Annotated in this window: 12 protein-coding genes; 2 read left to right on the forward strand and 10 right to left on the reverse strand. The window is 32.2% G+C overall.

Annotation, left to right across the window (positions count from 1 at the left end; all coding sequences use genetic code 11):
* A partial coding sequence (locus AADI82_RS09405) for a DegT/DnrJ/EryC1/StrS family aminotransferase (RefSeq protein ID WP_341216191.1) occupies positions 1-902 on the forward strand: 902 nt, incomplete at its 5' end.
* Positions 903-1,000: 98 nt separating this feature from the next.
* Entirely contained in the window at positions 1,001-2,518 is a 1,518-nt protein-coding gene (locus tag AADI82_RS09410; protein WP_341216192.1) for a family 16 glycosylhydrolase, read from the forward strand.
* Here the strand turns inward: AADI82_RS09410 and ribB are convergent.
* The 10 genes from ribB to nhaC all read right to left on the reverse strand — a co-directional run bounded on the left by ribB (position 2,515) and on the right by nhaC (position 12,845).
* A complete protein-coding gene (gene ribB / locus AADI82_RS09415; RefSeq protein WP_341216193.1) occupies positions 2,515-3,660 on the reverse strand; it encodes a 3,4-dihydroxy-2-butanone-4-phosphate synthase in 1,146 nt (381 codons plus the stop codon). The two genes, AADI82_RS09410 and ribB, sit on opposite strands and share 4 nt — an antisense overlap.
* A gap of 31 nt (positions 3,661-3,691) precedes the next feature.
* Positions 3,692-5,668 (reverse strand): LptF/LptG family permease, encoded by a 1,977-nt coding sequence (locus tag AADI82_RS09420; protein WP_341216194.1) that lies wholly within the window; start codon positions 5,666-5,668, stop codon positions 3,692-3,694.
* Positions 5,669-5,677: 9 nt separating this feature from the next.
* Entirely contained in the window at positions 5,678-6,313 is a 636-nt protein-coding gene (locus AADI82_RS09425) for an outer membrane lipoprotein carrier protein LolA (RefSeq protein WP_341216195.1), read from the reverse strand.
* 37 nt (positions 6,314-6,350) lie between these two features.
* A complete protein-coding gene (locus AADI82_RS09430; protein WP_341216196.1) occupies positions 6,351-8,729 on the reverse strand; it encodes a DNA translocase FtsK in 2,379 nt (792 codons plus the stop codon).
* 107 nt (positions 8,730-8,836) lie between these two features.
* Positions 8,837-9,205: a diacylglycerol kinase family protein gene (locus AADI82_RS09435; protein WP_341216197.1), complete on the reverse strand. Its 369-nt coding sequence runs from the start codon at positions 9,203-9,205 to the stop codon at positions 8,837-8,839.
* Positions 9,198-9,704, reverse strand: coding sequence for a thiol peroxidase (gene tpx, locus AADI82_RS09440; protein WP_341216198.1), 507 nt, complete (start codon positions 9,702-9,704; stop codon positions 9,198-9,200). The genes AADI82_RS09435 and tpx overlap by 8 nt, the downstream gene beginning before the upstream one ends.
* A gap of 140 nt (positions 9,705-9,844) precedes the next feature.
* On the reverse strand, positions 9,845-10,102 hold the full coding sequence (locus AADI82_RS09445) for a hypothetical protein (protein ID WP_341216199.1): 258 nt from the start codon (positions 10,100-10,102) through the stop codon (positions 9,845-9,847).
* On the reverse strand, positions 10,083-10,397 hold the full coding sequence (locus tag AADI82_RS09450) for a thioredoxin family protein (RefSeq protein ID WP_341216200.1): 315 nt from the start codon (positions 10,395-10,397) through the stop codon (positions 10,083-10,085). Before AADI82_RS09450 ends, AADI82_RS09445 begins: the two co-directional genes overlap by 20 nt.
* A 15-nt stretch (positions 10,398-10,412) precedes the next feature.
* Complete coding sequence (locus AADI82_RS09455) at positions 10,413-11,051, reverse strand: peroxiredoxin (protein ID WP_341216201.1); 639 nt, start codon at positions 11,049-11,051, stop codon at positions 10,413-10,415.
* Positions 11,052-11,348: 297 nt separating this feature from the next.
* A complete protein-coding gene (gene nhaC / locus AADI82_RS09460; protein ID WP_341216202.1) occupies positions 11,349-12,845 on the reverse strand; it encodes a Na+/H+ antiporter NhaC in 1,497 nt (498 codons plus the stop codon).
* Positions 12,846-13,025 lie beyond the last annotated feature (180 nt).

Genomic DNA, 13,025 nt, shown 5'->3' on the forward strand with positions numbered 1-13,025 from the left:
GCGCAATCCCAGTATTAGTAGATATTGACGATACTTTAGGTTTAAATCCAGAAGCAGTCGAACAAGCTATTACTCCAAAAACAAAAGCCATTATGGTTGTGCAAATGTGTGGCAGTATGGCAAATATGGATGCATTGCAAGCCATTTCAAATGAGCATAATTTGTTGTTAGTTGAAGATGCTTGTCAAGCTATTGGTGGAACATACAACGGAAAACCTCTAGGAAGCCTAGGCGATTTAGGATGTTTCTCATTCGATTTTGTAAAAACCATAACCTGCGGAGAAGGTGGTGCAGTAGTAACCAATAATTTAGAGTATTATCGTAATGCCGACCATTACAGCGATCATGGTCATGATCATATTGGAAATGACAGAGGCGCCGAAACACACCCGTTTTTAGGCTATAATTTTCGCATTTCAGAATTAAATGCTGCCGTTGGTTTAGCCCAAGTAAAACGATTGCCAGAATTTTTAGAAATTCAAAAAAGAAACTACACCATTTTACGTGAGGCTTTATCAAAAATACCAGAAGTAACTTTTAGAACCGTTCCAGAAGGTGGAGAAGAAAGCTATGCCTTTTTAAATTTCTTTTTACCAGATTTAGAAATTACCAACAAGGTTTCAAAAGCGTTTAATGAAAATGGAGTAGATGCCTGTTGGAATTATTATAATAACAATTGGCATTATATTAGAAAATGGAATCATTTAAAAGATTTAAAATCACTCTATCCAATTTCTGCTGAAGTAAAAAAAGGATTAGAGTATCTTCAAACTAAAACCTTCGAAAAGTCGGATTACTATATAGCTAGAAATGTTTCTTGTTTAATAAAATTATCTTGGACTGAAGAAGAAGTAAATAATCGTGCTAATAAAATGCAAGAAATTATTCGAGAGTTTGTTTGATGTATAGTTTTTGTAGTGGTTAATTTTTATTTTCAAAAGTTTATTAAATTACCTTTACAAGGTATTACTAATGTAACTTTTATAGAACTAAAAATTTTATGGGGAAACTAATTTATACATCATCTGTTATGAAAAATAACTACTTCTCAATTTTATGCTTTTTGATAACCTTTTTAGTCTTTCCCCAAGAGCCTGCTACGTTTACAGTTGAAGTTCCTGCTGGCACTCAGAGTGTTAGAATGACAGGTGATTTTTGGGGATGGAACCCTACTGGAGGACCAGTGGCGTCAAATAACGGAGACAATACATTTACTGTTACATTATTTGCTGGAGGAGGCGAATCTCAATCAGATATGGAATATAAATGGGTAATTGTTGATGCTGATAACGTAAGTAATCCAATGACTGAAGATTTAGTCCCTATTGCTAGAGCTGACGGATGTACAGGAAAAATTGATTCAGGAGAATTGTTAACAGATAAGTTAACTTACGCAAATCGATTTTTTGTAGCTGCTGGAAGTAATGATGATAAATTAGATGTTTATAATAGCTGTGGTCCATATACAATTGATGTGGTATATGATGAATTGGTATGGTTTGATGAGTTTAATTCTCCTGGAAAATCAGCCATTAACTCTACAAATTGGTTTCACCAAACACTTCTACCAGTAAATGATATAAACGGAGATCCATGTTGTTGGTTTAATGGTGAAGAACAACATTATACAAATCGGATTGAAAATTCTTTTGAAGAAAATGGCAACTTAAATATAGTCGCAATTAAAGAAACATTTTCTGACCCAAATCAGGGTGGGGCATCTAGAGATTATACGTCGGCAAGACTAAATTCTAAATTCGCTTTTACTTATGGTAGAGTAGATGTAAGAGCAAAATCACCTAGTGGAAATGGTACTTGGCCTGCTATTTGGACTTTAGGTAAAAACATTAATGAAGATGGTGGTTTTTGGGATTCTAGTTTTGGTACAACTGGTTGGCCAGCTTGTGGTGAGATAGATATTATGGAACATGGACTAGGTACTGTAAATCATACTTCTAGCGCTCTACACACGCCTTGTCAAGACTGCTTTGGTAACACAAAAAATACAGTATCTCAAGAGATTAGTGATGTAGCTAATAATTTCCATATATATTCAGTTATATGGTCTCCAAACCAGATGACATTTTTAGTGGATAATGAAATATTTTATATTTATAATCCACCTATTAAAGAAGCTAGTACATGGCCTTTTAACGAGGACCAATATATTCTTCTAAATGTTGCTATGGGTGGTGTTGCCGGTACAATTGATCCTGGATTTACACAAAGTGCTATGCAGGTAGATTACGTAAGAATATATCAAGAAAATCCATTATCTACTAAGGATTTAAGTTCAGATACAATTAAAGTTTGGCCTAACCCAACAAGAAATAAAATTAATATCCAAACTAAAACAAATATAGCTAGGGTAGAACTTTATGATGTTTTAGGAAAGTTAATATTTAGCGAATCTAAAAATGTTAAAAATATTGATGTTAGTAGCGTTAGAAAAGGAATGTACTTACTTAGCATATATTCAGGAGAAAACAAAGCTGTGAAAAAAGTGATAATTAACTAATATTTTACATACTCTACAATCTCTAAACCGTAACCAATTAAACCCACACGTTTGGTTTGCTCGGTATTAGAAACTAGGCTTAATTTATGAATATTTAAGTCATGAAGAATTTGGGCACCAATACCAAAATCTCGAGTATCCATATTGATTTTTGGAGCTTTTATAATTTTATTAGGATTTTGATTTTCCTTTAAAAAAGACAAACGTTTCAGAATATTCATAGATTGAGATTCTTGATTTATAAATAAGATGGCTCCCTTGCCATTTTGGTTTATAAGCTTAAACATATTGTTTAATTGCTCATCTACATTGTTGGTAAGTGTACCCAGAATATCATTATTAATCAGTGTAGAATTAATTCTGGTAAGTACAGGTTCGTTATCTTTCCATTGTCCTTTTGTTAAAGCAATATGCACTTGATTATTAGTGGTTTGTTGGTATGCTCTTAAACGAAAACTTCCAAAACGAGTTTCTATTTCAAAATCTTCTTTTTTATCAATTAAAGAGTCATGTTGCATTCTATAAGCAACTAAATCTTCAATAGAAACAATCTTTAAATCTAGCTTTTTTGCCACTTTGATAAGTTGTGGTAAACGCGCCATGGTGCCATCTTCATTCATAATTTCAACTATAACACCAGCTGGTTTTAAACCTGCTAATCGTGCAAAATCTATGGCTGCTTCTGTATGTCCTGTACGTCGTAAAACACCACCTTCTTTAGCTACTAACGGAAATATATGTCCTGGTCTGCCTAATTCAAATGGTTTCGTATTTGGATCTATTAAAGCTTTTACCGTTTTAGCTCTATCGCTAGCAGAAATACCAGTAGTAACTCCATTACCTCTTAAATCTACCGATACTGTAAATGCCGTTTCCATAGGGTCGGTGTTATTGCGAACCATCATATTGAGCTCTAATTCTTTGCACCTGTTTTCTGTAAGTGGCGTACAAATAAGTCCTCTACCATGTGTAGCCATAAAGTTTATCATTTCTGGAGTCACCTTATCGGCTGCAGCCAAAAAATCACCTTCATTTTCCCGATTTTCATCATCAACAACAATAATAACTTTTCCATTTCTTATATCGTCTATCGCTTCGTGGATGGTATTTAGTTTAAATTCCGAAGTTTTATTTGTTGTCATAGGTTCTAAAATCATAGTACAAAGATATTGCTTATTTTAAACTATCTAAACAATTTTGTTTTAAGTCCTCATTAATTTTCACATTTAAAAAAGGATAAACTAGCATGTATAAGGGGATACCAATTATCAAAAGCATAATGTTTGATATCTTTTCTTTTTTATCAATATGACTATAAAAATGGTTTAAATTAAAAAGAGATTTCACATAGTAAATAATGAATAAAAATAAAGCAACGATACTAAGTTGAATTGATGCCGATTGTAACGATGGCATTTTGTTATTTTTAAACACAAAGAATAACACTAGTAAAATAACGCCTATACTATACAATACAATAGCAAATTTTGAATGTGCTTTATAATTGTTGAAAATGGTTTTTGAAGCATCAAATATTTTACTGATTGCTACGCCTTCACACCTAATTTCATCAATTTTAACACCTCTTGCATTAAGTGTTTTTATAGCTTCATAGCGTGTGTTTTCTTCATGTCCAAGGGATTCAAAATTGGTAATAACGTTAATCAGTTCTTCATTTTTATAATTAGAAAGAAACTTGTAATTAATACTGTTTTTAGGTTTAATATTGAATATTTTTTTCAATGGTTCAACAATATTTCCCATTTCAAACAAGCCTTTATCTTCTGTAGCTCTTTTAGTTAAAAACACACCTAATGGAAACATAACAAGTGTAGAAAACCAACTGGCTAGTATAGGATTAAAATCACCACTTTTTGCACTATTTATGGCAAAAATACCAATAAAATGATAGGCTAAAAATAGCACGATGGCTATTACCATAGGCAGGCCAATACCACCTTTACGTATTAAGGCTCCAAGTGGTGCGCCAACGAAAAACAAAATAACACAGGCAAATCCGAGGGCTAGTTTTTCGTGAAAAGAAACAATATGTTTATTATAGTTGCTTTTAGATAGTTTTTGTTCAACTTCTTTAGATTCAATAATTTGCTTGGTGCTTTTAATGTTTCTTAACGCTAAATCGAGAAGTTGCGTTTTGTTTTTGGTTTCAAATAAATCTAATATTTCTCCACTATAAATAGAATCATTTTTAGGTTTTGATTTAGATATATCTACATTTTTTAATCTCGTAATGTTGGTACGTTGATATAAATTTTTGGAAAGTGCTTTATGCTCTTCATTCCGTTTTAGCGTTAGCGAATCTATAGTGTAGTCTAATTCGCTTAAATTAAGCATGTTGTATCTGTCCGAGTACGATTTATCATCAATATCTACATTGCTGTTAATTTGTGATAGATCAATATTAATGGTATATTTATCAAAAGTACTTTTAGCAAAAGGGTTCTTTTTTCTTTCATTTATATTTTTACGATAAATATCATTGTAATAGTTTCCGTCAGATAAAATAAGTTTTAAAACATTTGAAGTTTCTTTACCTATAAGCTCACCAGATATAGATTTTATGGTAGTGGCATTTTTGCTTTTGTCTGCACCTTTTATGTGAATAGTTACATTGTGTAAATATTGCCCTTTTTCACCACTTTTACTATCAAACTTTATGTTGTAATCTCCAACATCGTTAAATTGTCCTTCAGCTAAAAGCATCGCAGGTTTAAGTTTCGCAATGTTTTTTCGTAAGTTAAGCGAGTTGTATTCTGCCCACGGAATTACGTTATTAGAAAACATAAATGTAGTAAAGCCTAAAAGAACTATAAATACGCTAAGTCCAGACATGGCACGTTGCAGAGAAATCCCTGTCGATTTCATGGCAGCAAACTCATAATTTTCAGCAAAACTACCAAATACCATAATAGACGATAATAATATGGTAAGTGGTATAACTAACGGAATGAGCTTAGGCATAAAATACGCCAGAAACTTAAAAACCACAACCATATCTAAATCTTTGCCAGCAAGCTCTTTTATGTAAAGCCAAATGGTTTGCAAAACAAAAATCAGCAATAGAATTACAAATACGCTGAGAAAAGTTTTAAGGTATGTGGTTAGTATGTAACGGTCAAGAATTTTCACAAAAGCTACCTAATCTAATTTATTGATGTAATAATCTTTGTATTTATTAGCATCAAAGGTAAATAAGGTTTTTGATAAAGGCTCGTTTGTTTTAAAAGAATTAACAGTAAGCGTTGTTTTTGTTCCGTTTTTACCAATTTGAATTAGGTTGTAAATGTGTTTTGTTTGTTTATCAATGCCTAAAAGAATGTGCTTAATTTCAGAGTTTGAATCAATTGGTGTTAATTTAACGTATTGTACTTTTCTGCCTTTTATATTTTGTTCTATATCCATGGAGTATGTATAACCATCTTCATAAAACGATAGCATTTTGCTTGGAGTTATATTATCTTCTTCACCAGTATTATCAGATGAAATGGTAACTTCCTCATCTTCTGGACTAATACTATACATGGTTTTGCCATCAAAAAGACGCGTAATTCCAAGAATGTTTAATCTGTATTTCTCACCTTGCATTACCACATCGCCACGGGTTTCTTGTTTTATGTTTTCAGAAGTATTTTCAAGCACATATTTAAAGTCTAGTGAAATATTCTCATAGCTTTTTACTTTTGCAGAAACGTCTTGTAATAATGATTTTCCTTTGTTTTGAGAAAAGGCGCTAACTGAAAGTGTAATTAATAATATGCTAATAATTTTTTTCATCTTTTTAACTTTGCCAATTGCCCATTATGGGCTTTAATTATAATTCATTTTCTAAATGCTGATCAAGAGCAATTAAATCTGTCACCAAAACCTGTCTGGCTTTGCTGCCTTCAAAAGGACCAACAATACCTGCGGCTTCTAATTGATCTATTATTCTACCAGCTCTATTGTATCCTAATTTTAATTTTCGTTGTAGTAAAGATGCAGAACCTTGTTGCGCTGTAACAATAACGATAGCAGCATCTTTAAACAGTTTATCTCGGTCAGATATATCTATATCAAGACTTGTGCCACTTTCCTCACCAATATATTCTGGTAATTGGTAGGCTTCTGGATATGCTTTTTGTGAACCAATATATTCGGTTATTTTTTCAACTTCGGGCGTATCAACAAATGCACATTGTACACGAATAACGTCGTTACCTTGTGTAAATAACATATCACCACGACCAATAAGTTGGTCTGCTCCAGAACCATCTAAAATGGTACGCGAATCAATTTTGCTTGTTACTCTAAATGCAATACGTGCAGGGAAATTGGCTTTAATTATACCTGTAATAACGTTAACCGATGGACGCTGCGTAGCAATAATTAAGTGAATACCAATGGCACGCGCTAATTGAGCTAAACGTGCAATAGGTGTCTCCACCTCTTTACCAGCGGTCATTATTAAATCTGCAAACTCATCGACTACTAAAACTATGTATGGTAAAAATTGATGCCCATCGTTCGGGTTTAATTTTCGTGCTTTAAATTTTGCATTGTATTCTGCAATGTTTCTACATAATGCATTTTTTAGTAACTCATAGCGATTATCCATTTCAATACACAATGAATTTAATGTATTGATTACTTTAGTGTTATCTGTGATAATGGCGTCTTCACTATCTGGTAATTTTGCTAAATAATGACGTTCAATTTTATTAAAAAGTGTAAGCTCTACTTTTTTAGGATCGACTAAAATAAACTTAACTTCGGCAGGATGTTTTTTATATAAAAGCGATGTTAAAACCGCATTTAACCCAACCGATTTCCCTTGTCCGGTTGCACCAGCCATAAGTAAGTGTGGCATTTTTGCAAGATCGACAACAAAGGTTTCGTTGCTAATGGTTTTACCCAAAGCAATAGGTAATTGCATTTCGGAAGTTTGAAACTTTTTTGAAGCAATTACCGAACGCATGGAAACAATGGTTGAATTTTTATTTGGTACTTCAATACCAATAGTTCCTTTTCCTGGGATTGGTGCTATAATACGAATACCAAGTGCGGAGAGCGATAAGGCAATATCGTCTTCTAAATTTTTAATTTTCGAAATACGAACTCCAGCTTCTGGTACAATTTCATACAATGTAACAGTTGGACCAATGGTAGCTTTTATACTGGCAATACCAATTTTATAATTGCTTAAAGTTTCAACAATTTTATTTTTGTTTTCCTCAAGTTCTTCTTGATTGATAGTAATGCCTTCGGTATCGTATTTTTTTAGAAGATCAAGCGGTGGAAATTGATAGTTGCTCAGCTCTAAAGTAGGATCAAATTGCCCGAAATCTTCAACTAATTTATTGGCTAAATTATCGGTTTCAGATTGCTCTTCGGCTACGGTTTCAACCTTCATTTCTAAATCGGATTCTTCTTCTTCCTCGGTTGTTTTTACTTCTAAAGGTGTTACGGTTTCAGGTTTAATTACTTTTTTTACAGTAGATTTTTTGTTTTCTAAAGGAATATCAAAAGCCGTTTTAATAGCTTCGGCTTCTTCAGATAAATTATTATCTAATGGAATAGAGAATTCTTCATTAGCTTGATAAAATTCATCTTTTATATCTTTTTTAGCCGATGTAAAAAGTTTAGTAATACTTTGAAAAGTGACTTTAAAACGAATGGCTAAATAGGTAATTAAACCAAATAAAAGTAGGAGTGAAGTGCCTATTTTACCAATATAATCTTGTAGAAATATGTTTATTTCGAAACCAATAGTGCCACCAAGAATATCATTTTTATTTCCAAAAAAACCAAAAAGAACAGACAGCCAAATAATAACTAAAATACCCCAAAACCAATGTTTGCGTAATTTTGCTTTGGCTATATCCATCAACACATAAACGCCAGAAAGAAATATTAACCCAGAAAATATAAATGAAGCCACACCAAAACCACGTTGGATAAATAAGTCGCTTAACCATGCACCACTTTTACTTAACCAATTTTGAGTTTCAGCCTCGCGTGATGTGAAATTTGATAAGCTACTTTGATCGGCTTCGCCAGTAAAGAAAAACGAAATAAAAGCAATGCATAACAGAATACCCAAAATAACTAAGAAGCTGCCTAATACAAGCTTTTGCTGGCTAGACAACTTTAAATTAGGTTTTTTAATTTTCCGTTTAGGTGTTTTATTAGTCTTTGTTTTTTTCTTCGCCATATTTACTTTCCGCGAAAGCGTAAATCTTTTAATTTTAAAATTGAGTTATAAAAAACAACTCGACAAAAATACAAATTACTAACGTTTATCATAAGGGTAATCGTATATTAAAAAATTTTAGGAAGGTAAATAATAAAGCCAATTATAATAGCAAAAACACTAGCAATAAAAACTGCACCAGCAGCAATATCTTTTATTAATCCTATTTTTTTATTATATTCTGGATGCATAAAATCTGCTATTTCTTCAATTGCTGTATTAATGCCTTCTATACTCATGACCATACCAATCGCTAAACATTGTACAATCCATTCGTTATGTGAAATATTTAATATGAACCCTAAAATAGTTACAATAATAGCTATTAAAAACTGTATTTTTATACTAGCTTCTGTTTTTAAAAGTAATATTGCACCTTTAAAAGCATAACCTACACTTTTTAAACGATTAACTAAAAAGGAATCTTTTTTATGCATCTAATAAGGCCTCTAATGCTGCTTTGTAGTTTGGCTCATTAACGGTTTCGCTTACTTGTTCGGTGTATTTAACGTTATGATTCTCATCTAATACCACAACGCAACGCGAATGTAAAGCTTCTAATGGTCCATCAATAAAGTTTAAACCATATGCCTTTCCAAAACTACCATCTTTGTAATCTGATAAACTAATCACATTTTCTAAACCTTCTGCACCACAAAAACGTGCATGTGCAAATGGTAAATCGTGTGATATGCAAAGCACTTTTGTGTTTTCTAATTCGTTTGCTTCTCTATTAAATTCTCTAACAGATTGTGCACAGGTTCCAGTATCTACACTCGGAAAAATGTTTAAAACTAACTTACTTCCTGAGTATGTGCTTAAGCTGTGCATTGATAAATCTGTTGCAGTTAGTAAAAAATCTGGAGCTTTTGTTCCCTCTTTTGGTAAATTACCAGATGTATTTATTGTGTTTCCTTTTAATGTAACTGTTGCCATTTTGTTTATTTATTAATTAAGAATTTAAAAATATGAATATTTAACCTTTTAGCACTTATCATTATTAAAATTGTTTCAATAAAAAACGCTTTATCTATTTTTATAGACAAAGCGTTTTTTTAATGTATTATTTATTATGATTAATTATCAATAGAACCTAAAACACGCTTCATAAAACTATTTAAAGCTTCCTTCTTAGGTGTGCCATCTTTTATCATTTTATTGACTTCAATAGCGCCGTACATATTTGATATTAGCTCGCCAATAACATCTAATTCTTCATCTTTTAAAGAAGTGACTTCAGTTAAAGCTTCTAAGGTTTCAATAGTTTCTATTACAAAATCTTCATCGTTGTTTTCAATGAATTGTGTAAGGTGTTTAATTACTGGTAACTTCATCTACTAATTCTTTTAAAATTTCAAATTTATTAGTTTGAACTTGATTTACGAAAGTTCCATTTTTAAATGTAGCAAATGTTGGTAAATTATCGACTGTTGCTAATTTTCTAGATTCTGGAAATTTTTCAGCATCTGCAATAACAAATGAAATAGATTCATTTTCTGAAGCTAGCTTTTTAAATTTGGGTTTCATTATTCGGCAGTTACCACACCAAGTTGCAGAGTATTGCACAACTACAGTATTGTTACTAGAAATGATGTCGCCTAAATTATCTTGTTCTAATTCTTGAATCATAACTTTACTTTATTATTAATGAGAAGCTAAATATTTAGCAGTTCCTTTAGCATTTGGTGCCATAGCATCCTTACCTTCTTCCCAGTTAGCTGGACAAACTTCGCCTTTTTCTTGAACGTGTGTTAACGCATCAATTAAACGCATGTATTCACCAACATTTCTTCCTAATGGCATATTGTTAATACTTTCGTGTTGTACAACGCCATCTTCGTCAATTACATAAGTTGCACGATAGGTTACATTGTCGCCTTCAACTTGAACTGTTCCAGTTTCTTCGTCGTAAGTTTCGTTAGTAATATCTAAAATACCTAAAACACTTGAAAGATTTCTGTTACTATCAGCTAAAATAGGATAGGTAACACCTTCAATTCCACCATTATCTTTTGCTGTGCTTAACCAAGCAAAATGAACTTCTGGCGTATCGCAAGATGCTCCAATAACAATGGTATTACGTTTTTCAAATTCTGGTAAAGCCGCTTGAAAGGCGTGTAACTCTGTTGGACATACAAACGTAAAATCTTTTGGATACCAAAATAACACCACTTTTTTCTTATTATTAATGGCTTCTTCAAGAACATTTACTTTAAAAGTGTCGCCCATTTCGTTCATGGCGTCTACGTTTAAATCTGGAAATTTTTTACCTACAAATGACATGTGATTTTTATATTTTAATTATTAATAATTTTTAATACCAAATAAACTTCAAAATAATCGATTAAATTCGTTTCTATTTCCTTTATATTTTAACATAAAATAGAACCGTAGCTAAGGCTATGCTTATATTTTCTATTTCATCTAAAGAAAATATAATTCAAATTTATTATCAATCATTTTAAATCCAATTTGGTATAAAACAAAGATACTACACAAGTTCATTTTTAAGAAGGAATAAAAATTTTAATTTTTTATCTGTTGATAGATTTTAGTTATAGTAAAAAACAAATTCAATAATTATTTGTTATTTGATTTTAGCTGTTTAATTTTAATTGAAAAAGCAGCAAAAAGTAAGGTCATAAAAGGACTTAAAATACTAAAGAAGGCATAAGGAATATAAGCTGTAGCGCCAGCGTAACCAAAAAGTACTTTGGAGTGGTATGCACCACAAGTGTTCCAAGGTATTAAAACTGAGGTTACGGTTCCAGAATCTTCAAGTGTTCTGCTTAAATTTTCTGGTGCCAACCCCTTATCTTCATAAGCTTGTTTAAACATTTTTCCAGGCACTACAATAGCTAAATATTGATCTGATGCTGTTAAGTTTAGCGCTAAACAGCTGGCTACCGTACTAGCAAATAATCCAAATGTAGTATGCGCCATTTTTAAGAGCGATTTTGTAATTCTAGATAAAGCACCAATAGCATCCATAACACCACCAAAAACCATGGCACAAATTATAAGCCAAATGGTACCAAGCATGCCTTTCATGCCACCAGCAGTAAATAAATCATTAAGTTCTTCACTACTTGTAGTTACAGCGGTATCAACGGTTAAAGCATTCATAACACCTTTGTAAGCAGAATGGAAACTTAAAGATTCGGCACCAGCAATATTTATAACAATATTTGGTTGTACAATAATGGCCGCAGCACCGCCTAAAAGTGCGCCTAATAAAAGTGCGATAAGTGGTGGTTTCTTTTTAATGATTAAAAAAATCACAAAAGCGGGTACAATAAACAACCAAGGACTAATATTAAATGCGGCATCCATGGCATCTAATTTATCTTGAATAACTGGTGCGCCGGTTGTATCTATATTTAAGCCAATTATTATAAAAATAAGTAGTGTGATTACTATGGTTGGTACGGTAGTTAGTGTCATGTATTTTATGTGGGAAAACAATTCGCCACCAGCCATAGCAGGAGCTAAGTTTGTGGTGTCGCTAAGTGGCGACAATTTATCTCCAAAATAAGCTCCAGAAAGTACAGCGCCAGCCGTCATGCCAATAGAGATGCCTAAAGTCTCACCAATACCTATTAATGCAATACCTACGGTTGCAGATGTGGTCCATGAGCTTCCCGTAGCAATAGAAATAATAGAACAAATAATAACACTAGCTGCTAAAAAAATAGTTGGATTAAGTATTTGCAAGCCATAATAAATCATGGTTGGTATTATACCACTTATTAACCATGTACCAGCCAATGCGCCTACCATTAGCAAAATTAAAACAGCACCAGTTGTAGATTTTACATTTTCAGCAACTTCGGCAATCATTCTTTTGTGTGGTACCTTATTTTTGTAACCAACAATTGCAGCAACAGCAGCTCCCATTAAAAGTATAAATTGATTGCTGCCACTTAAGGCATCATCACCATAAACATATATATTATATGCTAACATACCTACCAATGCAAATACGGGTATTAGGGCTTCCCAAATGTTTAATTCGGTGTTTTCAATAATGGTTTGATCTTCAATTTTAATTTCAGAAATATTGTCTCCGTCTTGCATATAGTTAATTTTAGTCTCGTAATGTTACGATTTTCAAAGGATGTATGCAAATAGAAATAGTTCTGTGCTTTTGCACTTGATTATTTAAAACTGAATAGATTCATTAACTCAAATTGTTTTAGGGGCTATTGGAGTAACTTTTTAGGTGAAATGAATTCAAAAACTTCAGTATTCAGCTTA

Origin of the sequence: uncultured Wocania sp. (genome assembly GCF_964021735.1) — a bacterium.
Taxonomy (GTDB): Bacteria; Bacteroidota; Bacteroidia; order Flavobacteriales; family Flavobacteriaceae; genus Wocania_A.